The organism is Bradyrhizobium lablabi (genome assembly GCF_018129385.1).
In the GTDB taxonomy this organism is placed as follows: domain Bacteria; phylum Pseudomonadota; class Alphaproteobacteria; order Rhizobiales; family Xanthobacteraceae; genus Bradyrhizobium; species Bradyrhizobium lablabi_C.
This window is the reverse complement of sequence record NZ_JAFCLN010000021.1, coordinates 99869-125430: the sequence shown is the minus strand read 5'-3', so window position 1 is coordinate 125430 and position 25562 is coordinate 99869. Positions and strand designations below refer to the sequence as shown.

The window sequence follows — 25562 nt, the reverse complement described above, 5'->3', positions numbered from 1 at the left end:
TCCCCTGCGCAATGGCTTTACGGCTTATATCGCGCTCTCCCTGGTGAGCGGGCTTGTTGTCACCATCGCCGGCAGCAAAATGCCACCGACTTAGCGCCAGCGTCGCGGCGCCAGGACCACACGACTTCGCCGTACGCGATCAGCGCTTCGTCAAGCACGCCGCCCGCGTCCACCGCATCCCATCCCAACGTTTGGTGGCGATGGCCAACGCCCCTCCTCGGGGATGAGGTGGCGTTTTATAATTCTGATTTACAGAAATTGGCAAGAGGATTATTTTTGATTTTAGGGCTTGACATTTATTCTGAAAATCAGAATCGGATTTGCCCGACAGTCGATCACACCCGACACCACACGCCGGCGACGTTTCGCTCAATAGCGATTGCGCCGCAACGCTTCCGAGCCTATCTGATTCAGAATTCATGGCATGCCTCCCGAAAGGAACCAGACTTGAGCGTTGCCTTCACAAAGGAAGAGAGTGCGGAGACGGCGGCAGAGACCCTGCTGCCCGATCGTCCGATCTCGCCGCATCCGAACCTCGTCACGGAAGCCGGATTGAAGGCGCTTGAGCTGCAACTTCAGCAGGCGCGCGAAGCCTACGAAGCGGCGCAGAAGATCGAGGATGTGAACGAACGCCGGCGGCAAGCGGCCTCCCCGTTGCGTGACGCGCGCTATTTTGCAGCGAGGGTTCGGACCGCTCAGGTGATTGCCGCCCCTGCATCCGCCGACACCGTGGCATTCGGCAGCACGGTGACGTTCAGGCGCGACGATGGCCGCGTGCAGACGTACCGGATCGTCGGCGAGGACGAAGCCGATCCCAAGGCCGGCTCGATTTCGTTCGTCTCGCCGGTTGCAAGATTGTTGACCGGCAAGGCCGTCGGAGATGCAGTGGATCTCAACGGCCACGAAGTCGAGATCGTCGCGATTTCCTGACCAGGGAAACCTCCAGACACATGACGAGTCGCGGATTGCGTCCAAGCTGGTCCATCAAGATCAGACCTGGATTTCCGGAAAGGCGATAGCGCGGTGGCGGGCGAACTCAATCTCGAGGCCCTGTTGAGGGATATGCGGCCCGAAATGCAGGAAAGCGTTTTCGTGTTTTGCACGGTCGAAGCGGACAAGGAAATGCCAACCGCAGTCAAGCCGCTGCTTGCATTCCGCGAACAGGAAGGAATGACGCTTGTCGTGCGGCTCGAGGAGGCCGAAAATCTGGGCCTGCGGTACCAGTTCGTATCGCGCCTGATCACGCTGACCGTCCATTCTTCGCTGGAAGCCGTGGGTTTTCTGGCGGCGATTACCACCCGCTTGTCTGAAGCCGGCATCAGCGTGAATGCGGTCTCCGCCTTTCACCACGACCATCTGTTTGTCCCCCGCCACAGGGCGGACGAAGCATTGAGTCTCTTGCAGGCGATGTCTTCAGCGGTTCGCAGTTCGTAGGGCGGGTTAGCGAAGCGTAACCCGCCGATCGCGAGGCGGCGGATTACGCCTTGCGGCTATGCGCCCTACGGACTGCTATTTGCGAATGATCCTTTTCCGCAATTTCGGCTTCGCCGCCGGTTTTATCTCCGGAGGGTTGGCCGCCTCCCGGGCAAGCCGCTCGGCGCGGAGCCGTAGCATGTTTGTATATGCCGCCGTTTCCTTGGCCCGGTAGGCAGCATAGCCTTCCGTGGCTTCCGCCAGCTTCTGTGCAGGTGACTTCTTGATGGGGGTATCTGCCATCCCGTTAATATAGGTATTCGGCTGCGCGAGCGCATCGGAACAGACAGGCAACGGACGCCAGCCCACGGGTGGGTTGGCGGCCATCGCGGAACTCCGCTTGCTAGCTGTTTACGCGCCGACGGCGCAGGACGAAGAAGAAATAGAGCAGCACCGGCAGGGCCAGCGTCAGCCAGGAGATGCCGTCCCACCAGCCATCGCCGACCAGCGCCGCGATCAGACCTATGGAGCTGAGCACGCCGATCAGAATCGGCGCGGCGAAGATCTGCCAGAGCGTTTTGTGATTCTGCACGAAAAACCCGTCAGGAGCTCGCCAGCGGCGCTTCGACCGCAGAGGTCTGCGCGATGGCGCGGACCGTGCTGACGCCGGTCTTGCGCCGTCGCAGCCAGAGATAGACGCCGGTGCCGAGCACGATGATGGTCAGCACGTCGAGGATCGCCCACAGGATCTTCAGCGGCATGCCGCCGTAATCGCCGAAGTGCAGCGGCTGCGAGATGAACAGCGTGGAGACATACCAGGGCATGTCGCGGCTGTCGGTGAGCTTGCCGGTTTCCGCATCGATCAAGGCGGGTTTCAGAAGTCGCGACGTTACCGGCGTCTCGCCGCGCAGGAACACGGCATAGTGGCTCTTGCTGGTGAAGATGGTGCCGGGGAACGCGACAAAGCTGGGCGTCATGCCGGGCACGGCGTGGGCTGCGACCTCGACCGCCGAATTCAGCGAGGTCAGCTTGGTCGGCACTTCGCGGTCTTTGTATTGCGCCGTCATCTCGGCGAGCTGGCCGAACTGCCACATCTTCAGCACGAGGTCGGCCCAGGTGTTGATCACGCCGGTGAAGCCGACCACCACCGTCCACATCACGAGCAGAATGCCCGCGAGATTATGCACGTCCAGCCAGCGCACGATGCGCGGGCGGTGGGAGCGGTAAGACCCGAAGTCGAGCTTCCGCATCGAGGGCGCATAGACCACAATGCCGGAGATGATCGCGACGCAGAACAGGATGCCCATCAGGCCGAGGAACAGCTTTCCGGGAAGGCCAGCGAACATGTCGGTGTGCAGCTTCAGCATGATGTAGGTGAAGCGGCCGGTGACGTCGGGGGAATCGAGATAGTCGCCGGTATGCGCGTCCATCCGCACCAGGCGGTTGTTCACGGGATTCGCAGTGATGGTCGGGCCGACGCTGACGAACATCGCGTTGGGATCGTCACGGTCCCAGATCAGGAAATGCGGCACCTGCCCCGGCGACTTCGCCATTGCATTCGCCAGCAGCTTGTCGAGGTCCGCCATCGGCGTGCCGGGAGCGACCTCGGCCGGCTTCACCTCGGCGTGCAGCAAGTCGTCGATCTCATGGTGGAAGATCAACGGCAGCCCCGTGATGCACAGGAGCAGCATGAAAAGCGTGCAGATGAGGCTCGTCCATTTGTGGACGGCGCCCCATCGCCGGAGTGATCTGGTCGCTGCCGTCAAATCAGGTTCTCTTTATGTTTGAGCATGATCTCCGCGCAAACGCTTTGCGTTTGCCGCAGGGAAAACCGGTACCCACTTTGCGCTAACGCGGCCCTCCGGGTCCGGATCATGCTCTAATTCCAGTTGTACTTTAGCGTACCGAGCACCGTGCGCGCATTGCCGAAACCGCAATACGGCAGGCCGGTGAAGCAGGACGCCACGTAATAGTGGTCGAACAAGTTGGTCACGTTGATCTGCGCCTTCAGGCCTTTGAGATCGGGGCGCATATAGGCGAAATCGTAACTCACCGCGGCGTCCACCAGCGTGTAGGCGGGAACCACAAACGTGTTGAAGTTGTCGCCATAGGTATCGCCGACGTAGCGTACGCCCGCGCCGAAGCCGAGGCCGGCGAGCGGCCCGTCATACCAGGTGTACTTGCCCCACAGCGATGCCGAGTCCAGCGCGGTGTTCATCATGTACTTGCCGGCGTAGCCGGCGATGCTCTTCTCCACCTTGGGATCGAGATGGCTATAGCCGCCGACAATCTCGAATTCCCGCGTCAGATTGCCCTTCACCTCGAGCTCGAAGCCCTGAACCCGCACGGCGTCAGTCTGCACGCTGAACGTCGGATTGCCCGGAAGCGGAGTGAGAACATCCTTCTGCCGGATATCGAAGGCGGCAGCCGTGACCATGAAGTTGGAGCCGACCGGTTTGAACTTGACGCCGACTTCGGCCCCCTCGCCGGTGGTCGGCTTGAAGGAATTGCCGGCGATATCGGCGCCGAGATTGGGCGTGAACGACGTCGAATAGCTCACATAGGGCGACAGGCCGATGTCGAAGAGATAGTTGAGACCCACGCGTCCGGTTGTCGCCGTGTCGTCCCGTTCGTAGTGGCCTCGTGCTGGAAAAAACGCCTGGCTGTCGAATTCCGTAGTGGCCCGGTCCCGCCGTCCGGTTAGCGTCAACGTCCAGCGGTCGAGCTTGATCTGATCCTGCAAATAGAGGCCGACCTGTTGCTGCTTGTCAGTGCGCAGGATGAAGGGAGGCAGCGAAGCAAACGGCGGGGCCACGGTGTTGTACACGGGAGCGTAGGCGTCGATCGAGGGGATGACCGTACTGCGATAGTCGGTAGAGGCGCGAAGGTCGAACCAGTCGAGACCGGCAAGCACCTTGTGAAGCAAGGGTCCGGTGGCGAAATCCGCCTGGATCTGGTTGTCCAAAGCCAGGTTTTTCGAATTCGCTTTCACGTAGTTGTAGGTGCGCAGAACCTCGCGCTCCGAACCCGGCGGGACAGTCGGGACCACGCCTTCGGTGCGAACCGAAGCGAGATTGTTGGTGACATCCGTGTAACGCAGGTTTTGGCGGAATTGCAGATTGTTGTCGAAGCGATGCTCGAAAGCATAGCCGATCGCGAACTGCTCGAGCAGATAGCCGTCAGACCCTGGCACGCCGAGATAACGGCTGTAGGGGATGTGTCCGTTTGTATTGGGCAGGAACGAGACCTGTCCGGGGATGTATTGCTGATAGCCCTTGTTCTGGACGTTCTGGTAGTGCGAGAGGATTGTGAAGGTGGTGTCGTTGGTCGGCCGCCAGGTCAGGCTCGGTGCGATGAACAGCTTGTTGTCTTGCACGAAGTCGGTCTGCGTGTTGCTGTCGCGGGCAAGGCCAACGAGGCGGTAGAGGAACTCGCCCTTCTTGTCGACGGGGCCGCCGATATCGAAGGCGCCCTGGAAGCGGTCGAACGATCCGACTGAACCGACGATCTCGTATTGCGGTATCGAGGTCGGACGCTTGCTGACCATGTTGAGGAGACCGCCGGGATCGGACTGGCCGTAGAGACCTGCGGAAGGCCCCTTCAACACTTCGATCCGCTCGAGACCGTAGGGTTCGATGCGCGGAATCGCAAAGGTGGTGACGTCCATCGGCAGCCGCAGGCCGTCGAGATAGCGCGGCGCGTCAAAGCCCCTGAGCTTGAACGAATCGAAGAAGGCATTGGCGCCGAAGCTGACGGTGGTGACGCCCGGCGTGTAGCGCAACGCCTCGGTGATGTTCTGGACGCCCTGATCCTGGATCTGATCCTTGGTGACCACCGAGATCGACTGAGGTGTCGTGAGCAGCGGCGTGTCGGTCTTGGTTGCGGTCACGCTGTCATTGGCCAGATAGCCGTTCACCGGGCCGAGACCGCGCTGGCCGACATAGCCGGCGCGTGAGTCAAATGGCACGGTCTCCCGCTGCTGCGCGGGGGCTGCGGCCTGGCGCGTCGTCGTCGCACGCCGCGCCACAGGGCGGCGAGCCGGCTGCGTGCGCCGCACCGTCTGCGGCTTCGGCGCGTCGACATTGACCGGCGGCAGCGACTGGCTCTGCGCTTGCGCCGGCGACGGCGCCGCCTCGATGCTCAATCCAATTGCGGTCGCCAGCAAAAATGCCGAATGCCGCGCCAGTGGCCCCTTGCGGTTGCGCCCCATCGTAACTCACCCCGTAAATCAACTGTCCCGTTGCTGAGAGACCAGATTTGATTTCGCGGTGCCTTTGCGCGTGCGCAAAAAACCTTTGATCGTGTGTCGACGGTCTCCAGACTGCCTCGTACGAGGCAATCGCGCATTCAGGAGGCTTTGTCGCGCTGGCAACTGCTGGGCACGTAGCCAAAATGCCGGCGGAACGCGGTGGAGAAATTCGCAGGGTTGGTATAGCCGACGGCATAGGCAGCTTCCGTGACGGTCAGCCCCTGATGCAGCAAGGCTTCGCGCGCGGATTTGAGGCGGCTGGTGCGCAAATATTCGGATGCGCTGGTGCCGAACAGGCGATGGAACTGGGCGTTGAACGAGCGCCGGCTGAGACCTGCATGGCGCGCGAGTTCCGCGATCGTCCAGGCATGACGAAGATCCGATTCGATGAGTTCCCGCACGGCTTGCAGGCGCATGCGTCTCGGATCAGTGACGGCGCCCATGTCGTTGCCGGCGCGCAGCGCGACGATGATCCGCGCCAGCAGCTCGGTTGCATGTGCGGCAAGGAGAAGCTCGCCGGCCCTGCCCTCGGCCGACGGCGAAATCATCTCGGCGGCAATCGCCAGAATCCGCGGCGGGGCCTTGAAGGTCGTGACGAAGAAGGCGCGCTCGTCGGAAAACAGCGCGAGAAACTCTTCCCTAAGGCCGATGCGCTCGAGCGAGGCCAGCGGAAAGGCAACGCCGGCCGCCTGCATCTGCGCGCCGCGCGGCGCGTCGCCACCCCATAGCGTCGGCTCGCGCAGCGCCAGCACCGCTATCGAATTGTTGCTGTAGCGAAATCGCTGTGTGCCCTTGCGCGGCCCGCCGCCGCCGGCGCCCTTCAGCACCACCGTGAGGAAGAGTCCCGGCTTGATGACGCCCTCGGTGCGGATCTCCGAATCCAGCACGAAGTTGTTGCGCTGGAACAGGCAACCCGGCGTCTCCAGCCATTGCGCGTGCCGGGCAACGTCGCTCACGATCGAATGATCTTCCGAGCCTATGATCCGAAATTGCTCGAAGATGCGATCATAGACATGCAATCCGGTTTGGCCGCCCATGCGGCGACTATGCAGTCCGTGGCAAACGCTCTCAAGGCTGGAGCGCCGGGTTCAATTTAGAAGGCTTTGAATTTAGAAGGATTTGAAAGTGGCATGCATACCGCCACTTGGCGCCGCGCGAAATCTGCGCCGCGCTATCGATGTGCGCGCGCAAAACCGCGGGCGGCGCGACGGCGGCGCGCCTGATGGGCATGAAAGCTGAAATTGCAGATGACGGTATCGAGGCTTTCCGACGGATTGCGCAGCCGCCGCCCGTGATGCGCCAGCCACGCTTCCAGCCGCCTGACCGTCGCCGGGCCCACGCCTTCAAGCGTCAACAGCTCCCTGCGCGTGTGCAGCGAGGCAATTTCGGGAAGAACCTGCAATCGATCTGCCTCTGCGCGCACCACCAGATGCGCATAGGGCGCACTGACAATCGAGCGGGCGATATGATCAGGAAGCGAAGGGACGGCCGCTTCGGTCCGTCTTTTTGCGTATCGTTGATTCATTCGAAACTCGTATGTGGCAATGCGTTCGACATATGCCAGCCGCGGCGCGCTCGGCAACCGCGTCAGCCCCGAAGAAACGTCGATCTAAACTAATTCTAACCCGCCGAGCCGTCGCAGCGTGCGCCGCGAATAGTGCCAATCCTGCAACCAGGCCGATTGACACAAACGCCTCCGCCGTCTCTCCTGAGGCCCTCCGAGGGGGAGAGACGCATTGCGCAATCGCTGGGGCATTCTTGCCGTCCTGTTCGTGGTGCGCGCCACGATGGCGTTCCAGTTCCAGAGCGTGGCGGCGGTCGCGCCGCTGCTCGGCGGACAATTCGGCGTCAGCATCGCCGACATCGGTGTGCTGATCGGACTGTACTTTGCGCCGGGCATCGTGTTCGCGCTGCCGGGCGGCGCGATCGGTCAGAAATTCGGTGACAAACGAACGGTGCTTGGCGCGCTGCTGTTGATGCTCGCAGGCAGCGTGGTCATGGCCTATGCCACCCTCTGGAACGTCCAGATTGCAGGACGGCTCCTCGCCGGCATCGGCGGCGTGATCCTCAGCGTGCAGTTGACGAAGATGGTGACGGACTGGTTCGCCGGAAAGGAAATCGCAACCGCGATGGCGATCCTGGTCAATTCATGGCCGGCGGGCATCGCCGTGTCATTGCTGGTGTTGCCGTCGATCGGCACCAGCACGGGCCTTGGCGCGGTGCATCTGGCGGTTGCCGCCTTTATCGTGTTTGGCGTTGCGCTGCTCGCCCTCTTCTATCGGCCGCCGTCCGATGCTCCGGCCGCATCGACGGCAGCAGTGGCGCGCCTCGATCGCAGCGCCGCCTTCGCGGTGATCGTGGCGGGCCTGATCTGGGGCCTGTTCAATATCGGCTTTGCCGTGATCTTCAGTTTTGGTCCGTCGATGCTGGTTGAGCGCGGCTGGTCGATTGCGTCAGCCGGATCGGCCATCAGCATCGTCTTGTGGATCGCGGTGTTCTCTGTCCCGTTCGGCGGCTGGCTGGCGGACCGCACGGGACGGCCGCAGACCATTCTGGTCGTTGCCTCTCTGGTGTCGGCGCTATTGATGGTGCTGCTGCCGCGCACCGGCGCCGTGATCGCAACCGTCATAGCGCTCGGCCTGATCGGCGGCCAGCCCGCCGGCCCGATCATGAGCCTTCCCGCCCGCGTGCTGCTTCCCGCCAGCCGCGCGATCGGCATGGGCCTGTTCTTCACGATGTTCTACGGCTGCATGATGCTGGGACCGGTGGTCGGCGGCGCGCTCGCAAAATGGACGGGAAGCGCGGCCGCGGCGTTCGACTTCGGGGCAGCGATGATTTTGGTGTGTCCCGTGCTGTTGTTGGGCTTCAACTGGATCGCTTCAGGCGCAGCCGCGCGCCGCGCGATCGCTCCGACATGACGCAACCGCCGCTAACCCCTCGTTAACCTTATCGGCCTTAGGGTCGTTGCGACAGCGAAAGGCCGGGCTGTCGGGTGGCGCTTGATGTCGTTCGTGCAGAAAAAATCTCCTCTTCCGCAGCCCCACCAGGAGCGGCGGCGCTTCCAGCGGGTGAAGGTGCACCTGCTGGGCCGCTACATGCTGCCCGACCGCCGCGAATTTCCTTGCCAGATTATTAACATGTCGCCCGGCGGCCTTGCCCTGCTGGCGCCCGGCATCGGCAATGTCGGCGACCGCGTGATCGCCTATCTCGACCATATCGGCCGCGTCGAGGGCAAGATCACCCGCATCATCGACAACGGCTTTGCCATGACGGTCGGCGCCACCGCCCGCAAGCGCGACAAGCTCGCCGCCCAGCTCACCTGGCTCGCCAACCGCGACATCCTCAATTTGCCGGAAGACCGCCGCCACGACCGCATCGTGCCGCGCAATCCGATCTCGGTGCTCACGCTGGAAGACGGCAGCCGCATGACCTGCCGCATCATCGACCTGTCGCTGTCAGGCGCGGGCATCGCCGCCGAAAAGAGCCCGCCGCTCAAATCGCTGGTCATGCTGGGCCGGGTGCAGGCCCGCGTGGTGCGAAACCTCGAGGAAGGCTTTGCCATCGAGTTCATCCATGAACAGATGGCCGAGACGCTCGAAGAAGCGGTTACTGCGCGGTAAAGCGCCGGCGATTCGAAATTCTTCGGCCTTTCGAGCCAAACTCTTTGGCTCGAAGACAGAGGACCGAATATGAAAGCTCTTTTTGAAGCGATCTCTTTTCTCAGAAATTTAAAAGCCGCCGATGGCGCTGCCAACAAGCAGCAACTTCAATCGGAATTCGTCAAAACCTTTCGACCGGCGAAGGCAAGAAGTATTTTTGTCGGCGACGGCTATGCGTTCAGATTCTCGGAAGCCATGACAGGTTCGTTCTCCAACACTGTCCTCTCGCTCTCGGCTCTCCAACCATACGATCATGTTCCCTTCGTTGTCGTAGTCGTTCGAGCTCGAACCGTTTCGTTTCTTCTCGCAAATTCAACATTTTTGAGAAAGATCAGCCATAGCTCCCTGATGCTTCGCCCGGACAACGTCAAGGGAAGCTTCAATGGATCGGATATCGTTACAGCCTATGAAGGCATCACGAACGCTCCCGAAGCCTTTGAGGAATTGTTTGCGCTCCATTCGGCCTTTACCTGGACAGAAAATCTCGACAGGCTGGTCGAGGCTACCAACGCTATCGTTGGACGAAGCAGCAGGTTTCAGCCAAGCAACGCCGAAGAAGCCATTCTTTTCTCTGCGCCAGACAGGGCCGCTGAAGCACTCAAGTCCCCGGCCTTTCGCGCTGTTGAGGACGAACTAAGAGGTTTGGTGAATGAGCGTCGAGAGGCAATTCTGTCCGCCGCGCTGCTGGACAACGTAAACCTGCGAGGAAACACGATTGAACAATTGCTAACGGACGCACACAATGCGCACGATCTCGGCGACCTAACCCGGAATTTGGAACGCGGTCTCCTGGTTGTCGACATCAAGACGAAGTTGCTTGATAGAGCTTCCGCACCGAAGGCGTACAACGTCGACAAAATGTTGACGTTCCTCTCCCAGCCCGGCTCCGTCTTCGCATTCCTGATGATCGGAGTTGATAGTCGCGCAAAAACACTTACCGTACATTTGCTACCAGTGCTCGACGCAGAGCTGTTGGATGCGACTGTGATCCAACATCACTGGGCCGGCCGGGCTTCTCGCGGAGTGACGCAGCTCTCCGGCAAGCTGGGCCACACAACAGACGCTGACTATCAGCCGCGAGTTGACGTGCCAAAGGCTCTGGCTTTTTTGAAACGGCTGTTATCGCTCTAGATAAGCCGCCCTTCTTCGTCCGCGGCGTCAGCCTTGCGACGAGCACGCCCGTTTATCAGCGATAGTGTGTTTCGTTCCCAAAAGACGCCCTCCGCATATCCCTGAATCGTCTGATCTTGATCCGCTTGCGAGAGTCGCTTTTCGGCCAACAGCGCAAACCGTTCGTCGAGTTCAATACCGAGGTATTTTCGGCCCAGCTTCCGAGCAACGACTGACGACGTGCCGCTCCCCAAGAACGGATCAAATACCAGATCACCGGGAGAGGTACTGGCCAAGATCAGCTTTGCGAGTAGTTTTTCGCTCTTTTGCGTTGGGTGATCCGTATTCTCAGGCATTGACCAAAACGGGATCGTGATATCGGACCATAAGTTTGACGGATGGGTATCGCGAAAATTGCCCCCGGCTGTTTCGGCCCAATCTTTAGGCGAACCATCGCCGTTCCGGTACGGCGCGATAACCGCTCGCCGCAATTTCACGGCCTCAACATTGAAAGTGTAGGTATCGCCGACAGTACAAAACCAAATGTCTTCGCTGGAATTTTTCCAGTTCGCTTTTGCTCCCCGCCCCTTTTCGCGCTCCCAAGTAATCCGATTTCTGATTTTAAGCCGTGGGGCTGCGGCTGCAAAGATCGATGCTGAACTATGCCAGTCTCCGCAGATGTAAACCGTTCCAGTCTGCTTCACGGTTGGCAGAAGAAGGTCAAGCGCAGCACCCAGCCAAGCTGTGTACTCGTCAACGGTGCGCCGAGAGAATGAATTTTCGCCAAAGGTCTTATTCAGATTATAGGGCGGATCCAGAACAAGCAGATCGGCAAAGCCCCGCTCGAGCTTCTTCGCGACTTCAAAACAATCACCGAGGATAGTCTTATCGACAGGTTTCAATAGGGGGTCGCCCCCCATAATGAGCCTTGACCGATAAGTTTCGAACTCGTCGGCCGCTATCTCGATAGTGCGGTTTCGTGGAGCCCGCTGTTTCAAGGTCAACCTTTTCCAATCCCTGAGAACACTTGATGGTCGGCTTCTCCGGCCAAGCAAGATCAATTCGGCGATTACACGGGGTGATACTACCTGATAACCATGTGCCTTCAGAGCGGCGAATTTGTATTCTTCCACCATTTGATGGAGCACTGGATGCAGCTCAACGGCTGGCATAGCCTGCGCCACTGGGATGGGTTTGCTTTCCGCTCTACAATTGTCATTTGCATTTTCAGTTTTAACCGACGCATAGCAAACCCGGCAGCAAGCTGATTCGCGTTGTCCACAAACGGTTCGTCGTTCCGATTTCGCGCGAACATTTGCAAGGGGCGGTGACCTGGGTTGGTCCATCCACGAGCAGATGGCCGGGACGCTCGAAGAAGCGGTTACTGCGCGGTAAAGCACCGGCCGCGCCAAATCCCCTGTTTTGACGCTTTCGAGGCGGTCTCCGCGTTGCCGGATACCGCCTTTCGCGCCTTTGGTTTGGGCCATTTGCGGTTAACGCAGGGAACTTTTGCCGAGCCTTCCGCTGCAACCAGAGGCTCTGGCGGGTTAACAGATAAAATTTGAATCAATTGCAGTTGTCTAAAATTCTAGGCGAATTCGATTCAAGTACAGATCGAATTCGCGGCAGCTTTTACCTGTATTCGCCTCAAATGTACCCGGCGTACTTAGCGGCGGCGCAAATCCTTTGTGCGAAAGGTGGTCCCAACAAGAAAAACGGGGGCCACAATGTTCAGGGGACAGGGGAAAGGATTGGCGGTTGCTGCCGCAATCCTGCTCGGGATCGGCGGCTCGGCGAAAGCCGGTGACGTCGTCTATGCCAGCCTCGGCGATACCACGCGTTCGCCGATCGGCTGGGTCGAATTCTGCGCCGAGAATCCGGGCGAATGCCGCGGTGGCGCGACGCAACCCCGCGACATCGTGATGTCGCAGACGGCATGGCGCGACCTGGTGCGCGTCAACAAATGGGTCAACGAGACGATCAAGCCCATCACCGACATGGATCATTGGGGCGTGATCGAGAAGTGGTCGCTGCCATCAGACGGTTACGGCGACTGCGAGGATTATGTGCTGTTGAAGCGCAAGATGCTGATCGACGCCGGATGGCCGCGCGAGGCCCTCTTGATCACCGTCGTGCGCGACAAGAAGGGCGAAGGCCACGCGGTGCTGACGGTGAAGTCCGACAAGGGCGAGTTCGTGCTCGACAACCAGAACGAAAACGTCCTGGCCTGGACCGAGACCGGCTACCGCTTCGTCAAGCGGCAATCGCAGAGCGATCCCAATGTCTGGGTCTCGCTCGGCGACAGCCGCCCGGCGGTTGCCACCGCCAGCGCCCACGACCGCTAAGAGCTAAGGAATTATCGAGACACGCGACCCGGTCACATCCCCACCCCTCCCCGTCCCAGACCGGTTCGCGCGCGCCCAGGCTTCCCCCAAAGCCTGGGCGCAACCTTTTTGGGGAACAAGCTAGCAGACACTCGACGATGCTCACGAAAATCGTCGCTTGACGTAGTCCGTCACAGAGCCGCCGGAGAGTTCCGTGGTTGCGTTGCCGCCACGAACATAGAACCGCTGTAACGTACCATCTTTGACGAAAGCGGCCTTCGGCCCCGTTTCACAGCGAACAGCCAGAACTCGCCCACCTTCCTGATCTTCAAAATGCGGATGGACGTAAGGCATAAAGACGTCACCGATTCGATCCCGAACAAGATTAACGAGGTGTAGCCCCAATTTGTCTTCATTAGGAAAATCATCGGCGTCCAGACCAACGACTTTGCCATCGTCGGCAACACCTATTAGCAGAGTACCGCCCTTAGCATTCAGAAACCCCGCAATGGTTTTTAGCGCTGAAAGTTCGATCTTGTCGTCGGCTTTTCCAGTGTGGAGATTCATCCGCAGTGTCGACTTAAACTCCACCGCCTCCCCCTCGCCTGCGGCAATCAAGTTTGCGATAGAAATTGGAACTGCGACAGGAGGAGGCGATCCATTGGTGAGTAAGTCCCAAGCTTGGCGAATAACGCCCGCCATCCTGACTCGTCGCTCTACGAGAAACTCGGGATACGACAATTCCCACCACAAATGCGGAAGAGCGTGCCAAGAGTACATCCGTTCGCGCTCCGTGCCACTCAAGGCATGATCTAGTGGTGGCACATATTCAGACGGCGGCTTCTTTCCGATCTTAGTATTTGAAGGCCATTCAACAGCCGCAAAGTTGGCAATTTGGTTTATTTGTTTCAGGTCATTAACACCTATCTCTTCCAAATACGCGCGAGGAAACAAGTGATGCTGTTCTAGCGCTGCCTTCGTTCCCTTGATTGAGGGGTCAACCAGACCAGCGATTTTGAATGGACTGAACAAGACATTTGCGTCGAGTTTGATCAGAGCAGCCTGATAAGCAAACAATGACGGGCTACTCGAAGCAGACGTAGCCAGCTGGCCAGGGAGCGTTATGGTCCAATAATCGTTGGTCAACGTCGTAGCACTAAGCTCGCGAAGCTGTTGAAGGAAGGCGGCGCCATCCGTAAGGTCTCGAACCAATGCAAGATCCGATTCGAACCGCGTTTCGGGCGAGCTGGTATAACGGCCGGTAAGCGCGGCCATGAAAAAGAACTCGGCGATCGCCTGACGCATGACAGTGCGATCAATGTTGTAGTCTCGGAGACCTATCAAATAAAGTACGTAGCTAAAGACGATCGCTGCCTCAGAGCTAATCATCTTCTCGCTGCGGTATCCGGCAAGCTTCAAAGCATCAAGAAAATGATGCCAATTTGCAAGGTTCAGCGCGACCTTCTGCCCCTCACGCATAAGCATGAACTGGCGATCCCGCTGATCCGGCGCATCAAGTCCGGTCTTGGCGTCTCGCCCACGCAGAGCGCCATAGACGTTCTTGAGGCGCGCCCGCTTAAGGGACAAACCGACGGTGGCACGTAACATCTGGTCAGGCGAAGGTTTGATAAAATGATTGAAGGGGGAAGCTTGTCCATCGGTCGGCTTTGTTGAAGCATTTGCAAAGGCCTCAAGCTCAGCACGTCCTTCATCCCAAAACACCGACATGAGTGTCATGATAAAGTCGGCTTGATTAAGGGCCTTCCCCTTACCATTGATACGAACGAACACTTCCGCGATTGTCTCTTCGTCCACGGAAGACGCCATTGTTAGCGCTACAAAATTATAGTGTACCAAATTCCGAAGATGATCGATCGCGCTCTCGATCTTTTCTGCATCTTCCTCGGACAGCTCGCGCGTTTCACCGAGCTGCTGAAGAAATTCCCGTCGGAAGGCACCTGGTCTAAAGTCAGGCTGCCATAAGACCGAGATGTCCGGAATAAACGCCTTATCCTTCCTGATAGCCGCATCGGCGACGTCAAATCGATCCGAGAGAGGATTGAATGCGATCTGTATCCGCTCCTTCTTGAAGTTTGCTCGAAGAACTTCCGCTCCCTTCACCACGGCGTAGAGTGAGGTGAGCCTTTGCTGACCATCCACCACAGCCAACTTCGGTGCGGTCTGGTGGCCCTTCGTCGCGATGCGCTTGAGTTCGACATCTGCTCCGGTTTCCCAGAACAGCAAGAAGCCGGCTGGATACCCTCGATAGAGAGAGTCGAACAAATCGCGGACGTTGACGTTTGGCCAAACGAACGGCCTTTGCAATTCTGGCAATCCGATTTTGCCGAGGTCGATATCCTCAATCAGCGCGTTCAAAGGATAGTTGCTCGTAGTAAAAAGTGCCAAGACTCGCCCCTATAATTGTTCGCTATAAGCTTCTCGCGAATTATCATCACACGCCAACACCAGACGTCGAACGCAAGAGTCGATGCGACAATTAATCGACTCAACCGGAGCGAGCAAGTGCCACAATCAGAAATCGACGCCATCCGCACGCTACTCACCGTAAAGCCGCGCCCGGTCGGCTGGGCCGAACGACGCGCGCGGCTCGATGAGGTCGGATCGACCTGGTCGCCGGCGGACGACATCAAGTGCAAGGCGGTCGATTGCGACGGCGTGCGCGGGGAATGGTCGATCGCGCCCGGGAGCGACACGAAAAAAGTGCTGCTGTACTTCCATGGCGGCGGCTATTGCTCGGGCTCGATCGTCAGCCACCGCCGTCTCGTGACGGAAGCCGGACGCGCGGCGAAGATGCGGACGCTGGCGATCGACTATCGCCTTGCGCCGGAGCATCCCTTCCCGGCCCAGCATGAGGACGCGCTCACGGCGTGGCGGTTTCTGCGCAAGCAAGGCCTTGACGCCCGCAACATCGCGGTCGGCGGCGACAGCGCGGGCGGCAATCTCGCGCTTTCCCTGATCAGCCGGCTGCGCGCGGCGGGCGAAGCGCGGCCGGCTTGCGCCTGGCTGGTTTCGCCATGGACCGATCTCACCATGTCCGGCGCGACGCTCGCCTCGCGCGACCTCGTCGATCCCTTGATCCACAAGGCCTACCTCGAAGAACTTGCCGATGCGTATGCGCCGGAGCCGACAGACCTCACGGACCCGCTGATCTCGCCGCTGTTCGCCAACTTCAGCCGCTTTCCACCCATGCTGATCCAGGTCGGCTCGGCCGAGACGCTGCTGTCGGATGCGACACGGCTGGCGGAAGCGGCGGGCGCCGCCGATGTCGAGGTGCGCCTCGAAGTCTGGCCGCACATGATCCACGCCTGGCCGCTGTGGAATGCCGCGCTGGCCGACGGCCGGCGAGCGCTCGCAGCCGCGGGCGATTTCATCCGCGCGCGGATTCCTTGAGGTCACGCGGCCCGACGGGCCGCCGCGTTAACCATTCGCGGCCCCAAAATCCTGATTCTTCTGCGTTTTTTGTCCTGAATTCCTACCGATCCCGGCAAATCACGGGTTTGAGAGCGCTTAAGGTTATGTTAAGCAGATGGAACCTTGCAAATCAGGTCCGGTCCGGAGTCCCATGAGCGAACTCGCCCCCCGGTATTATCCCAGCGACAGTCCCGTTTCTCCTGTTTCCCGCTTTGGCGGACAACCTTTTTTCATCGGCGCCGCGGCGCTGATGGCAATCATTGTCGGCATCGGCGCGATCGCCGCCTGGCGCGCCTATACCGGCGCAGCACCGGAGACCGACCGCGTAGTGGCGTCCCGCCAGATGCAGGTGCGCGCCGCGCAGGCGTCCGAACAACTCGTGGAAAAGACCAAGGGGCTGGAAGCCACCCAGCAGGAATCGATCGACCAGTTGCAGATGGTGCAGGACCAGTTGGCGACCGTGCGGCGCCTGCTCGCCGCGCAACAGGCCGACACCAAGAAACTCTCGGAGCAGGTCGGCAGCCTGACCGAATCGATCGACGGCCTGCGGCAATCCTTTGCCAGCTCGCGAACATCGGATTCCGAGCCGGCGGTACGCAAATCATACCGCAAAAAGGTGTACCGGAGCGCCTACCGCAAGAAGGGCAAGAGGTCGTCAGGTTGAACCGCCGCTCCCGCGACGTCCTCGCGGACGCGCGGGAATCGGACAATGGTACTTTATTTGCCAATCCAGAAATTGATTTCTCTTAGCGCCGCACTGCCCGGCTTGAGATAACCATTCTGCCACTCGTCGTCGTCCTGAAGTCCTTGCCACCTGTCTTTGGCGCGCTGTTTCTGCAAGCGAAAGCGCCAGCGATACTGGTTGTAGATTGCCATGATGTTGGTGGCGTAGGCGCCCGCAAGCCCCGACGCGCCGCGGATGATCAGAAAATTCTCATCGTTCGTGCCGCTCGCTTTCGGGCCGAGGTTATGTGAGCCCGTCATCAGCACGCTGTCGCCGAACGGATCGATCAGCACCACCTTGCTGTGCACCATGGCGCGCGCCTTCGGCAGCTTCTTCATTTCGCGGACGAAGAATTCCGTCGCCTTGTCGATCGCCGCCGGCAGCGTGACGTCGTAATCGGCGTTGACGACATTGGTCTGATCGAACAGCCTGACCGGGTTCTTGGTCGTGCTCGGGTCCTGGTTGATCGCGCCGCGGATGTAGAGACGCTTGCCCTTTGCCGTCCTGCGCGCCTGCGCAATGATCTGGTTGAGCAGCGTATCGTTGGGGCCGGGGTTGAACATCAGGAAAAGCAGCGCCTGCTTCGCGCTGCCTATCAGTTTCCTGGCCTCCGCGAGATCGACCTGCTTGATCGTCGGCGTGAACCAGAGCCGCGTCCTGGTGCCTGCAACCACGATGCTGCGTGGCTTGCTGTTGGCCTTTTTCAGATCGGGGGGCGATTCGTTGCCGGAATCCTTGAGCAGCTCCCACTGCGCGCGGTATTCCTTCGCCAGCCTGAAATCATCGATCAGCAAGGAGTTGTTGGCCTGGGTACATAGACCGGTCTTGGTCCAGTTCTGGCTGCCGGTCCAGACCCAACGCGGCCGCTTGCCGTCGAGGATGACGAGAAACTTGTTATGGCCGAGGGCGCGCGGCGAGATCATGCGGTTGTGAAGATCGACCTTGGCCTTCTTCAGTACCCCTCGCGCGTGCTTGTTCTGGTCCTCGCCCTTTTTCTTCACGCTGCCGTTGGCCAGCACGACGTGGGCGCGCTTGCCCAATTTGGCCAGCGCCGCCTCGAGCTGTCGGTCTTCCAGCTCGTACAGCGCAGCGTATATCTCGCGCTTTTTCTTTGCGGCCTCGCCCAGGATTTCGAACAGGCGCTCGCCCAGCGGTCCGGTGAGATAGTTGCGGAAGGGGTCATCGGGCGTGTTGATGACCTTTTCCAGGGACTTGCTCTTCAGATCGTGGTCGGTAATGCCGAGCCGGCGCGACACCCATTGCGCGGCGACGATGCCGCGATTGAAATAGACCTCGATCTTCCGCTCGGCCTCGTGCGTCAACTGGATCTGCGCGGTCCATTTGCTGGCAGACGTCAATTCGGCCCGCAGATTGTCCTTGTCGGGCCCGACCATTGGAACGACACGATATTGCAGCCGGTCACCCGGCTTGGCCATGTAATCGGTCCATTGATACTTCTGAATCGGCCAGTTGGTGGAAGCCCTGCGTTCGCCGACGTCATGCTTGTCCCCCTTGAACCCAACCCAGGTGCTGACCACCTCCTCAACGCCGTTGCGGCGCCGATAGAGCGCAAAGCCGCGGCAGTCCTTGATGACACCCTCGGGCTTCCAGGCCACGAACGCGTCGTCCCCGTTATGGCAAACGTTGATTTCCATGCTCGCCTCTCCAAGATTATTTGTCCCGGAGTTGGCCGTCCGCCATCTCCGGCAGAAAAAATATCTGAAACAATTCTAGGTTATCCCGGCTGCAGCGACTTCGCAACGGCGGCCGGCGTGGTGCTGCCGGCGGGACTGCCGCCCCCCGGCTCAGCCGGTCGCTTCGGGCCGCCCGGTCCAACATTTCGTTCCGAGTGTGAACTGGTTCACATTCAGCCGTGCGATTCCGAGGCATCGTGCAGTACACCGGATGGCGTAAGCCAATTTCAATATCCGGGGCTGGCAAGGTCGTTGGCGGTATACTACGTCAACGGCCTTGTTCTTTCCCGGATACCAACGTGACCTGGCGCACAGAGCGCTGCCCCATCAGACTGTTACCGATTGCCGCCAGACTGTGTCGAAAAACCTGGCGCGCTCGATGGGCGGCTCGCGCTCGGCCAGCGTCGGCCAAGGCCTTGCCCAGCTCAATGCCGGCATCGGCACGCTCATTACCTTCGCCACCAGCCCCGATACGATCGCGCTCGATGGCTCCGGCCGCAACAGCCCGTTCACGCAGGCGATGTTGAAATATATCCGCACGCCCGGGCTCGAGGTCCGCTCGATGCTGACGCGCGTACGCGCCGACGTCATCAGGGCGACCAACGAGCAGCAGGTGCCGTGGGACCACTCCTCGCTGACGGGGGATTTCTACTTCAAGCCCAGTTCCTGAGCGATCGAAAACAACCTCGCAGGCAGGTGATTTGCCTTTGCCTCCGGCTGCTTGCTGAATGCGCCTCCCTTGCAAGGAGGAAATCATGGCTGCCGAACTTCAAACAGCGTCCGACGTGATCGGACTCACCAAGGTGCCGCCGCTCTCACGCCGCGGCTTCATGACTGCGTCCGCCGCGGTGACCGCCGGCTACACGCTGGCCGCAGGTCCCGTGCGCGCGGAGGTCATCAAGACCCCGACAGACGGGCTCACCACGGGCGAAGCAAAGATCAAGGTGGCGGACGGCGAGATGCCAGGCTATTTCGCGCGGCCGGCCAATGCCGCCAATCCACCTGTCGTGTTGGTGGCGATGGAGATTTTCGGCCTGCACGAATACATCAAGGATGTGACGCGGCGGCTGGCAAAGCTCGGCGCGCTCGCAGTGGCGCCGGACTACTATTTCCGCAAAGGCGGCGACCTCACCAAGATCACCGATATGAAAGAGTTGCTGCCGATCGTGAATGCAAAGCCGGACGCCGAACTGCTCAGCGACCTCGATGCGACGGTCGCCTGGGCAAAATCGCAAGGCGGCGATACCAACCGGCTCGGCATCATCGGCTTCTGCCGCGGAGGACGCACGGTCTGGGAATATGCCGCGCACAGCGGCGCCCTGAAGGCGGGCGTTGCGTTCTACGGCCCGCTGGTCGATCCCAGCAATCCGGCGTGGCCGAAGAGCCCGACCCAACTCGCGCCTGACATGAAAGCGCCGGTGCTCGGACTCTATGGCGGCGCCGACACCGGCATTCCGGTGGCGCAGGTCGAGGCGATGAAGGCGGCGCTGGCGAAGGACAAGAAAACTGCCGAGTTCAAGATCTATCCCGACGCGCCGCACGGCTTTCATGCCGACTACCGCGCGAGCTATCGCAAGGACGCGGCGGAGGATGCCTGGAGCCAGATGCAAAACTGGTTCAGGAAATACGGCGTGCTCGGCTGACGCATGCCCTCTGGCGACAACGACTGCGGCGGCGGTGCCGCCTCAGTTGAAGCGATCGCCGTCGCGCTGCGGCTTTGACATCTGCTCGATTTCCCAGAACAACCAGACAAAGGCTGCTCCGAGACCAACGACAACGCACAGGAAAACGAACGTCAGCGCGGGCGCCGTAAGCGTCAGCGCAGGCGCGGTGAGCGCCAACGCGGGTGTGAGCATGGTCAGTATCCCTTACCTAGTCTCGGACAGTGCAAGCGGCGTACCGGCAGCCATCCTAGCAAAGGAAGGAAACATCATACGAAAGTAGTAAGTGCGGCATTACAGCGCCGTGCGCTGCCGCAATCGCGTCGATCGGGCCGCATCCGGCCCGATCGAACGCGCATCAATAACCGCAGACCTGCACCGGCCGCAGCGCCCAGCCGTAAGGCGTTAGCACGCGTTTGCGAAGGACGACGCAGCCGCTGTTGCCGTAATAGTAGTCGTCGTCATAGCCGCTGCCGTAGGGATAGCTGGTAGCGTAATAGTCGTCGCCATAACCATAATAACCGTCGTCATAGTACCCGCCATAGCCGTAGGCGCCGTAAGCGAGCCCTGCGCCGATCGCCGCGGCGACAAAGGGATATCCGCGATGCCGGAATCCCGGCCGCCAATGACCGCCATAGAAGCGATTGCCTGCAAACGTGCCGCCGCGGAATCCGACCGGGCCGCCCGCGCGGAAGCCGACACCACCAGCGCGAAAACCCGGTCCAATCGCAGCCGCGCGAAAACCTGCGCCGCCCATGCCGATCCCACCACCGCGGAAGCCACCCATGCCGATTCCGCCGCCGCGGAATCCGCCGCCGCCGAAGCCGCCACCTCCACGGAAACCGCCACCGCCGCCAAAGCCGCCGCGCGCCGAGGCGACATCCGGCACCAGCATGGCCAGCGAGGCGATCGCGAACAGCGCGACCAATGTCTTGCGTAACATCCAACCCTCCTGGGTACTCACTCGCTGAAAGCCCCAACGGCTTTCCCCGCGATCCCGAAGGCAGTCTAGAATGGTTTCTGCCGTGCGGCGCCAGCTTTTGCTCACATCTGCGCGAGTGCTGGCATCAGCAGCCCTTGCAAATGCTCTTGATCTTGCGATCGAGCGACTTCGTCTCTTGATCGATCGCGGCGTCTTCCCTGGTCCGCGCTGTCCCCGTCGTAACGCCGGCGCCCGGCCCGCTCGAGTTCGCCGTGCCGAGGCTGTTGGTGCCGGGCGGCGGGGGCGAGTTGAGTTTTGATGCGTTGCCGACGCCGCTGGGGTCGTTGCCGGAATTGTTCAATCCGCCGACGCTCGCGGGACCTGACGGCACACCACTGACGCCGGCCGTGCCTGCGCCCGCAGAGCCTGCATTGGGCGAGCCCACCGCGCTGCCGCTCCCGGCGGAAGGACCGCTCGCCGCCCCGCCCGCGCTGGCACCGCCGCCGCTCGCGCCCCCTCCGCTACCGCCGCCTTGCGCATAGGCGCCGAGCGGGGAGATCAAAATCGCTATTGCCGTCATCGCGGCCATGACAGATGTTTTGGCCATGCAAATCTCCTTTGGGAAACAACGGTTGCGCAACAGGCGGGTTCCTGGCGGAACGATTCAACTGTGCCGCCATTGGATCAACGCCGCTGCGTTCCAGGCGGCGGGATGACGCGTTGCGCAAGCTGATCGAATTCGACGACGACACGTTTGAGAAGCTGAAGCAGCTTGGCCGCGATCGGATGGGAACACTTCAGGAGCTGGCGGACGAAGCCTTTGCCGATCTCCTGAAGAAGCATGGCATTCCGGTCGACCTCAAGGACGCGCTTCGCAGGAGCGCGGCCACCGGCGCGAACCACGAGCGCGATGCGAAAGCGACCGGCGCCAAGAAGACGAGCAAGAAGACTAGAAGGAAATCGAAATCATGAACCCCGATCCCGATCCGTTTGAGATGGGCCAGCGTGCCGCCCGTGAAAACATTCCCGCGGAAGCCAATCCCTTTCAGGACGGCAGCGAGCAGCATTCACTGTGGGCCGCCGGCCATGAAAAAGTGGCGAGCGCGATCGAAGCCAGCGAGAGCGAAGGGACTTAAAAGGCTCAGCCGATCTTCTTCAGCCCGTTTTTGAATCGCGGGCCGTTGCGCTGATAGGATTTGGCGGCGCGGCCCATGGCGGTGGCCTGCTCCGGCGTCAGCGTGCGGATGACCCGCGCGGGCGCGCCGATGATCAGCGAATATTCGGGAAATTCCTTGCCCTCGGTGATGATCGAGCCGGCGCCGACCACGCTGAAGCGGCCGATCTTCGCGCCGTTCATCACGATCGAACCCATGCCCACCAGAGCGTCGTCCTCGAGCGTGCAGCCATGCAGGATGACGTTGTGGCCGACCGTGCAGTTCTTGCCGATAACAAGCGGAAAGCCGGGGTCGGTATGGCAGGTGGAATTGTCCTGCACGTTTGAGCCCTCGCCGATTTCGATCCACTCATTGTCGCCGCGCAGCACGGCGCCGAACCAGACGCTGGCGGCATTGAGCAGGCGCACCTTGCCGATCACGGCGGCGGTGTCGGCGATGAAAAAGTTTCCGTCGCTCGGAAGGTCGGGCCCCTGCCCGTCAAGTTCGTAGATGGCCATTCTGGTCTCCTGTTGCAGGAGACATTGGCATAATCAAACCGCCTAGGCCAAGAGGCCGGCGGCGCGCAGCGTCATCAGGAAAAACGTGCCGGACATCAGGCTCCAGAAGCCGGCAATGATGGTCGCGATCATCACGAACTCGAAGCGGCGGCGCTCGATCCTGGCGCCGCGCAGCGTGTTGCGCATGATGATGAAGGGCGCGGCAAACACCAGCAGCGGCACTGCTGCAAGCGCCTTTGGAACGACCGCCTCCTGCAACAATCCGAAGCCGGCGGGGCGCTGCGCGAGCGCCTGATAACCGCTGGCGAGCGCGCCGGCGAACGCAAAGCCGATGCAAAGGGAGAACAGGGAATTCAACGCATCGGGCGACATCGAAAATTTCCGCTACGCAACTGGAGGCGCGCCTGATGTCGCAAAATCCGGAGGCAACCGCCACATCATCCTTAAGGAAAGGTTAACGCAGGCGGCGTGGCAGCATGGCTTTTCGCCCTCGCCTTGCGGGTGGAACATGCGGGAAACCGCCGCCGCGTGGCATATTCGTCAGATGATTCGGAACCTCGCCGCGACGCCTTTCGCATGACACTGCTTTCAACGGCCCAGCACCTCGCCCGCTCGTCGCGACAAGACCCGCGCGGCCATATCGTGCCGATCATCATCGGCGCCACGCTGGCCGCCGGCGCCATCGCGCTCGTCGCCTATCTCTTGTGGCCGACCTGGGGGACCGTCAACGCCGGAGGTCCGGAGCGGCTGCCGGTCAGCGTCGGCGGCACGGTGTTCAACGTGCCGGCGGCAGCGATCCGGCGAAAGATCCAGCGCCATTCCGGTCCGCAGGAGCGCGTCGATCTCGGCTTCATCTTCCCGTCCCTGATGCCGCCGGAAGCGCCCAGGCATGTCAGCGCCGACACCGTCGAGGAACAGCCGCAGCCGATCGACCGCATCTTCCTCTCGATATCGGCGCATCGTGACTCGCTTGCGCCCGACATGCGCGTGCGCACGATCTATCCGCGCTATCTCGAGCAGGCCTCGGCGCAGGTCGAGGACGGATTGACGATGCGCGCGTTCAAGGACGGCTCGCCCTATGCCAGCGAGGATATGTTCTTCGGCACCAACCCCGCGCTCATCGCCCGCTGCACGCGCGATGCGGCGACGCCCGGCATGTGCCTTTCCGAACGCCGCATCGAAGGCGCCGATCTCATTTTTCGCTTTCCGCGAAGCTGGCTGTCGCAATGGCGCGATGTCGCCGCGGCGATGGAGCGGCTGACGGCGCAGGTGTACGGAAGGAAGGGGTAGCTTCGCTCTCGCGTCGTCCCTGCGAACGCAGGGACCCATAACCACCGATGTCTGTGGTTAGCAAAGGCAACGCTTCAGCGTCCCATCGATGGGCCGAGGGGTATGGGTCCCGGCTCGCGCTTCGCTTGGCCGGGACGACGGTGGAGCTTTTTACTCCACCAGATCCTCTTCCAGAATCGCCATCTGGAACTGGAACGAGCGATCGTCATCCTCGTCGTCGACGAACAGCACGCCGATGAACTCCTCGCCGATATAGACTTCGGCGGAATCCTCTTTCTTCGGCCGCGGCACGACACGAATCTTCGGATTGCCGAACACGCGCTTGAGATAGGCGTCGAGCTTTCTGACTTCCTGAACGTCCACGGCGGTCTCCAATCGGGTTCTCTAAATTTCCGGGAGGTTTTAGGACGGTACGCGGCGAACCGCCAGAGGCTTTTCACCTCCGGCAAGCAGCAGAAATTGTGTAAAATCTACAGACCGATCGCGTTGAGCATCTGGTCCATGGTGCGCGACGGCTCCGCACAGCCGGCCTCGCCCACGATCTTGGCGGGCACGCCGGCCACCGTCACGTTATGAGGCACCGGCTTCACCACGACCGAGCCTGCGGCAATGCGCGCGCAATGGCCGACCTCGATATTGCCGAGAATCTTGGCGCCGGCCCCGATCATCACGCCATGCCGGATCTTGGGATGGCGGTCCTCATTCTCCTTGCCGGTGCCGCCGAGCGTCACGCCGTGCAGGATCGAGACGTCGTCGTCGATCACGGCCGTCTCGCCGCAGACGAATCCGGTGGCGTGATCGAGGAAGATGCCGCGACCGATCACGGCAGCGGGGTTGATATCGGTCTGGAACACCGCCGAGGAGCGGCTTTGCAGATAATAGGCAAAATCCTTGCGGCCCTTCTTGTAGAGCCAGTGCGCGAGACGATGAGTCTGGAGCGCATGAAAGCCCTTGAAGTAGAGCAAGGGATCGATGAAGCGCGAAGTGGCGGGATCGCGGTCGTAGACGGCGACGAGGTCGGCGCGGAACGCATTGCCGAGATCGGGATCATCGGCCAGCGCGTCGTCATAGGCCTGCCGGATCAAGTCGCCCGACAGCGCCGCATGGTCGAGACGCTCGGCCAGACGATGCACGACCGAATCTTCCAGCCGGTCATGATGCAGCACCGTGGCATAGATGAAGGTGGCCAGCTCCGGCTCGCGGCGGACAATCTCTTCCGCCTCGCCGCGCACACGATCCCAGATCGGATCGAGCGCCGCCAGTTTCCCGCCTTGCGGATTGATCTGATGCATGGCCATGAGCTGCTCTCGTTTGTTGGCTGGCTATTATAACACGGCGGGCGGACGGATGTCCCGGGGCGGCTCGGTAAAGTAAACCCCGGCCAAAGGCCAGCCCGGAAGGCCATCATTTCA

General features: G+C 60.8%; 29 protein-coding genes. 13 read left to right on the top strand and 16 right to left on the bottom strand.

Annotation, left to right across the window (positions count from 1 at the left end; genetic code table 11):
* Nucleotides 1–447: 447 nt before the first annotated feature.
* Together greA and JQ628_RS29290 are read left to right on the top strand one after the other, a co-directional pair.
* Nucleotides 448–930, top strand: a complete 483-nt coding sequence (gene greA / locus JQ628_RS29295; RefSeq protein ID WP_212228507.1) for a transcription elongation factor GreA — start codon at nucleotides 448–450, stop codon at nucleotides 928–930.
* A 93-nt stretch (nucleotides 931–1023) separates the two neighbouring features.
* Nucleotides 1024–1434, top strand: coding sequence for an ACT domain-containing protein (locus JQ628_RS29290; RefSeq protein WP_212228483.1), 411 nt, complete (start codon nucleotides 1024–1026; stop codon nucleotides 1432–1434).
* A 75-nt stretch (nucleotides 1435–1509) separates the two neighbouring features.
* Here the strand turns inward: JQ628_RS29290 and JQ628_RS29285 are convergent, their stop codons facing one another.
* The 6 genes from JQ628_RS29285 to JQ628_RS29260 all read right to left on the bottom strand — a co-directional run bounded on the left by JQ628_RS29285 (nucleotide 1510) and on the right by JQ628_RS29260 (nucleotide 7244).
* Nucleotides 1510–1800 carry a hypothetical protein gene (locus JQ628_RS29285; protein ID WP_212228481.1) on the bottom strand — a complete coding sequence of 97 codons (291 nt, stop codon included), beginning with the start codon at nucleotides 1798–1800 and terminating at the stop codon, nucleotides 1510–1512.
* 16 nt (nucleotides 1801–1816) lie between these two features.
* The gene (locus tag JQ628_RS29280; RefSeq protein WP_212228479.1) at nucleotides 1817–2005 is read right to left on the bottom strand and encodes a hypothetical protein; all 189 of its coding nucleotides are present in this window, start codon (nucleotides 2003–2005) and stop codon (nucleotides 1817–1819) included.
* A 10-nt stretch (nucleotides 2006–2015) separates the two neighbouring features.
* Nucleotides 2016–3104, bottom strand: a complete 1089-nt coding sequence (locus JQ628_RS29275) for a PepSY-associated TM helix domain-containing protein (protein WP_249128560.1) — start codon at nucleotides 3102–3104, stop codon at nucleotides 2016–2018.
* A gap of 188 nt (nucleotides 3105–3292) precedes the next feature.
* Complete coding sequence (locus JQ628_RS29270) at nucleotides 3293–5623, bottom strand: TonB-dependent siderophore receptor (RefSeq protein WP_212228475.1); 2331 nt, start codon at nucleotides 5621–5623, stop codon at nucleotides 3293–3295.
* 137 nt (nucleotides 5624–5760) lie between these two features.
* Nucleotides 5761–6618, bottom strand: a complete 858-nt coding sequence (locus JQ628_RS29265; protein ID WP_349628134.1) for a helix-turn-helix transcriptional regulator — start codon at nucleotides 6616–6618, stop codon at nucleotides 5761–5763.
* 215 nt (nucleotides 6619–6833) lie between these two features.
* Nucleotides 6834–7244: a hypothetical protein gene (locus JQ628_RS29260; protein ID WP_212228471.1), complete on the bottom strand. Its 411-nt coding sequence runs from the start codon at nucleotides 7242–7244 to the stop codon at nucleotides 6834–6836.
* Nucleotides 7245–7398: 154 nt separating this feature from the next.
* On the opposite strand from JQ628_RS29260, the gene JQ628_RS29255 reads away from it, so the two are divergent.
* From JQ628_RS29255 to JQ628_RS29245, 3 genes are all read left to right on the top strand, one after another.
* On the top strand, nucleotides 7399–8580 hold the full coding sequence (locus tag JQ628_RS29255) for an MFS transporter (protein ID WP_212228469.1): 1182 nt from the start codon (nucleotides 7399–7401) through the stop codon (nucleotides 8578–8580).
* Between the two features lie 84 nt (nucleotides 8581–8664).
* The gene (locus JQ628_RS29250; RefSeq protein ID WP_212228467.1) at nucleotides 8665–9282 is read left to right on the top strand and encodes a PilZ domain-containing protein; all 618 of its coding nucleotides are present in this window, start codon (nucleotides 8665–8667) and stop codon (nucleotides 9280–9282) included.
* 69 nt (nucleotides 9283–9351) lie between these two features.
* Nucleotides 9352–10452 carry a hypothetical protein gene (locus tag JQ628_RS29245; RefSeq protein ID WP_212228465.1) on the top strand — a complete coding sequence of 367 codons (1101 nt, stop codon included), beginning with the start codon at nucleotides 9352–9354 and terminating at the stop codon, nucleotides 10450–10452.
* On the opposite strand, the gene JQ628_RS29240 is transcribed toward JQ628_RS29245, so the two are convergent.
* Complete coding sequence (locus JQ628_RS29240; protein ID WP_212228464.1) at nucleotides 10449–11918, bottom strand: DNA-methyltransferase; 1470 nt, start codon at nucleotides 11916–11918, stop codon at nucleotides 10449–10451. The genes JQ628_RS29245 and JQ628_RS29240 overlap by 4 nt on opposite strands.
* A gap of 240 nt (nucleotides 11919–12158) precedes the next feature.
* Between JQ628_RS29240 and JQ628_RS29235 the strand changes: the two genes are divergently transcribed.
* Nucleotides 12159–12776 carry a transglutaminase-like cysteine peptidase gene (locus JQ628_RS29235; protein WP_212228461.1) on the top strand — a complete coding sequence of 206 codons (618 nt, stop codon included), beginning with the start codon at nucleotides 12159–12161 and terminating at the stop codon, nucleotides 12774–12776.
* A 141-nt stretch (nucleotides 12777–12917) separates the two neighbouring features.
* On the opposite strand, the gene JQ628_RS29230 is transcribed toward JQ628_RS29235, so the two are convergent.
* On the bottom strand, nucleotides 12918–15161 hold the full coding sequence (locus tag JQ628_RS29230) for a GmrSD restriction endonuclease domain-containing protein (RefSeq protein ID WP_212228459.1): 2244 nt from the start codon (nucleotides 15159–15161) through the stop codon (nucleotides 12918–12920).
* A gap of 117 nt (nucleotides 15162–15278) precedes the next feature.
* Here JQ628_RS29230 and JQ628_RS29225 point away from each other — a divergent pair, with 117 nt between their 5' ends.
* A complete protein-coding gene (locus JQ628_RS29225; protein WP_212228457.1) occupies nucleotides 15279–16166 on the top strand; it encodes an alpha/beta hydrolase in 888 nt (295 codons plus the stop codon).
* Nucleotides 16167–16338: 172 nt separating this feature from the next.
* Nucleotides 16339–16851, top strand: a complete 513-nt coding sequence (locus JQ628_RS29220; RefSeq protein WP_212228455.1) for a hypothetical protein — start codon at nucleotides 16339–16341, stop codon at nucleotides 16849–16851.
* A gap of 53 nt (nucleotides 16852–16904) precedes the next feature.
* Here the strand turns inward: JQ628_RS29220 and JQ628_RS29215 are convergent, their stop codons facing one another.
* Nucleotides 16905–18566 carry a phospholipase D-like domain-containing protein gene (locus tag JQ628_RS29215; protein WP_212228453.1) on the bottom strand — a complete coding sequence of 554 codons (1662 nt, stop codon included), beginning with the start codon at nucleotides 18564–18566 and terminating at the stop codon, nucleotides 16905–16907.
* 394 nt (nucleotides 18567–18960) lie between these two features.
* On the opposite strand from JQ628_RS29215, the gene JQ628_RS29210 reads away from it, so the two are divergent.
* On the top strand, nucleotides 18961–19275 hold the full coding sequence (locus tag JQ628_RS29210) for a caspase family protein (protein ID WP_212228451.1): 315 nt from the start codon (nucleotides 18961–18963) through the stop codon (nucleotides 19273–19275).
* Nucleotides 19276–19435: 160 nt separating this feature from the next.
* Nucleotides 19436–20248: a dienelactone hydrolase family protein gene (locus JQ628_RS29205; RefSeq protein ID WP_212228505.1), complete on the top strand. Its 813-nt coding sequence runs from the start codon at nucleotides 19436–19438 to the stop codon at nucleotides 20246–20248.
* Between the two features lie 42 nt (nucleotides 20249–20290).
* On the opposite strand, the gene JQ628_RS29200 is transcribed toward JQ628_RS29205, so the two are convergent.
* The 3 genes from JQ628_RS29200 to JQ628_RS29190 all read right to left on the bottom strand — a co-directional run bounded on the left by JQ628_RS29200 (nucleotide 20291) and on the right by JQ628_RS29190 (nucleotide 21795).
* Nucleotides 20291–20461 (bottom strand): hypothetical protein, encoded by a 171-nt coding sequence (locus JQ628_RS29200; RefSeq protein WP_212228449.1) that lies wholly within the window; start codon nucleotides 20459–20461, stop codon nucleotides 20291–20293.
* A 163-nt stretch (nucleotides 20462–20624) separates the two neighbouring features.
* Nucleotides 20625–21209, bottom strand: coding sequence for a hypothetical protein (locus tag JQ628_RS29195; protein WP_212228447.1), 585 nt, complete (start codon nucleotides 21207–21209; stop codon nucleotides 20625–20627).
* Nucleotides 21210–21333: 124 nt separating this feature from the next.
* Nucleotides 21334–21795: a hypothetical protein gene (locus JQ628_RS29190; RefSeq protein ID WP_212228445.1), complete on the bottom strand. Its 462-nt coding sequence runs from the start codon at nucleotides 21793–21795 to the stop codon at nucleotides 21334–21336.
* Nucleotides 21796–21908: 113 nt separating this feature from the next.
* On the opposite strand from JQ628_RS29190, the gene JQ628_RS29185 reads away from it, so the two are divergent.
* Both JQ628_RS29185 and JQ628_RS29180 read left to right on the top strand, forming a co-directional pair.
* Nucleotides 21909–22160 (top strand): hypothetical protein, encoded by a 252-nt coding sequence (locus JQ628_RS29185; protein WP_212228443.1) that lies wholly within the window; start codon nucleotides 21909–21911, stop codon nucleotides 22158–22160.
* The gene (locus tag JQ628_RS29180) at nucleotides 22157–22324 is read left to right on the top strand and encodes a hypothetical protein (protein ID WP_212228441.1); all 168 of its coding nucleotides are present in this window, start codon (nucleotides 22157–22159) and stop codon (nucleotides 22322–22324) included. The genes JQ628_RS29185 and JQ628_RS29180 overlap by 4 nt, the downstream gene beginning before the upstream one ends.
* A gap of 5 nt (nucleotides 22325–22329) precedes the next feature.
* On the opposite strand, the gene JQ628_RS29175 is transcribed toward JQ628_RS29180, so the two are convergent.
* Entirely contained in the window at nucleotides 22330–22860 is a 531-nt protein-coding gene (locus tag JQ628_RS29175) for a gamma carbonic anhydrase family protein (protein WP_212228439.1), read from the bottom strand.
* 42 nt (nucleotides 22861–22902) lie between these two features.
* Nucleotides 22903–23232 carry a DUF6949 family protein gene (locus JQ628_RS29170; protein ID WP_212228437.1) on the bottom strand — a complete coding sequence of 110 codons (330 nt, stop codon included), beginning with the start codon at nucleotides 23230–23232 and terminating at the stop codon, nucleotides 22903–22905.
* Between the two features lie 204 nt (nucleotides 23233–23436).
* On the opposite strand from JQ628_RS29170, the gene JQ628_RS29165 reads away from it, so the two are divergent.
* A complete protein-coding gene (locus tag JQ628_RS29165) occupies nucleotides 23437–24150 on the top strand; it encodes a hypothetical protein (protein ID WP_212228435.1) in 714 nt (237 codons plus the stop codon).
* Between the two features lie 150 nt (nucleotides 24151–24300).
* Here JQ628_RS29165 and JQ628_RS29160 read toward each other — a convergent pair whose 3' ends face one another.
* On the bottom strand, nucleotides 24301–24513 hold the full coding sequence (locus JQ628_RS29160; RefSeq protein ID WP_212228433.1) for a DUF3126 family protein: 213 nt from the start codon (nucleotides 24511–24513) through the stop codon (nucleotides 24301–24303).
* Nucleotides 24514–24620: 107 nt separating this feature from the next.
* Nucleotides 24621–25448: a serine O-acetyltransferase gene (cysE, locus tag JQ628_RS29155; RefSeq protein ID WP_212228432.1), complete on the bottom strand. Its 828-nt coding sequence runs from the start codon at nucleotides 25446–25448 to the stop codon at nucleotides 24621–24623.
* Nucleotides 25449–25562 lie beyond the last annotated feature (114 nt).

Excerpts from the sequence above, each read along its gene's own strand:
- JQ628_RS29200 (WP_212228449.1), bottom strand. The coding sequence starts at position 20,461 with ATGCTCACACCCGCGTTGGCGCTCACCGCGCCTGCGCTGACGCTTACG.
- JQ628_RS29245 (WP_212228465.1), top strand. The coding sequence starts at position 9,352 with ATGAAAGCTCTTTTTGAAGCGATCTCTTTTCTCAGAAATTTAAAAGCC.
- JQ628_RS29190 (WP_212228445.1), bottom strand. The coding sequence starts at position 21,795 with ATGGCCAAAACATCTGTCATGGCCGCGATGACGGCAATAGCGATTTTG.
- JQ628_RS29205 (WP_212228505.1), top strand. The coding sequence starts at position 19,436 with ATGACTGCGTCCGCCGCGGTGACCGCCGGCTACACGCTGGCCGCAGGT.
- JQ628_RS29220 (WP_212228455.1), top strand. The coding sequence starts at position 16,339 with ATGAGCGAACTCGCCCCCCGGTATTATCCCAGCGACAGTCCCGTTTCT.
- JQ628_RS29215 (WP_212228453.1), bottom strand. The coding sequence starts at position 18,566 with ATGGAAATCAACGTTTGCCATAACGGGGACGACGCGTTCGTGGCCTGG.
- JQ628_RS29165 (WP_212228435.1), top strand. The coding sequence starts at position 23,437 with ATGACACTGCTTTCAACGGCCCAGCACCTCGCCCGCTCGTCGCGACAA.
- JQ628_RS29270 (WP_212228475.1), bottom strand. The coding sequence starts at position 5,623 with ATGGGGCGCAACCGCAAGGGGCCACTGGCGCGGCATTCGGCATTTTTG.
- JQ628_RS29275 (WP_249128560.1), bottom strand. The coding sequence starts at position 3,104 with ATGCTGCTCCTGTGCATCACGGGGCTGCCGTTGATCTTCCACCATGAG.
- JQ628_RS29175 (WP_212228439.1), bottom strand. The coding sequence starts at position 22,860 with ATGGCCATCTACGAACTTGACGGGCAGGGGCCCGACCTTCCGAGCGAC.
- JQ628_RS29180 (WP_212228441.1), top strand. The coding sequence starts at position 22,157 with ATGAACCCCGATCCCGATCCGTTTGAGATGGGCCAGCGTGCCGCCCGT.
- JQ628_RS29235 (WP_212228461.1), top strand. The coding sequence starts at position 12,159 with ATGTTCAGGGGACAGGGGAAAGGATTGGCGGTTGCTGCCGCAATCCTG.
- cysE (WP_212228432.1), bottom strand. The coding sequence starts at position 25,448 with ATGGCCATGCATCAGATCAATCCGCAAGGCGGGAAACTGGCGGCGCTC.
- JQ628_RS29240 (WP_212228464.1), bottom strand. The coding sequence starts at position 11,918 with ATGGCCCAAACCAAAGGCGCGAAAGGCGGTATCCGGCAACGCGGAGAC.
- JQ628_RS29170 (WP_212228437.1), bottom strand. The coding sequence starts at position 23,232 with ATGTCGCCCGATGCGTTGAATTCCCTGTTCTCCCTTTGCATCGGCTTT.
- JQ628_RS29195 (WP_212228447.1), bottom strand. The coding sequence starts at position 21,209 with ATGTTACGCAAGACATTGGTCGCGCTGTTCGCGATCGCCTCGCTGGCC.
- JQ628_RS29285 (WP_212228481.1), bottom strand. The coding sequence starts at position 1,800 with ATGGCCGCCAACCCACCCGTGGGCTGGCGTCCGTTGCCTGTCTGTTCC.
- JQ628_RS29250 (WP_212228467.1), top strand. The coding sequence starts at position 8,665 with ATGTCGTTCGTGCAGAAAAAATCTCCTCTTCCGCAGCCCCACCAGGAG.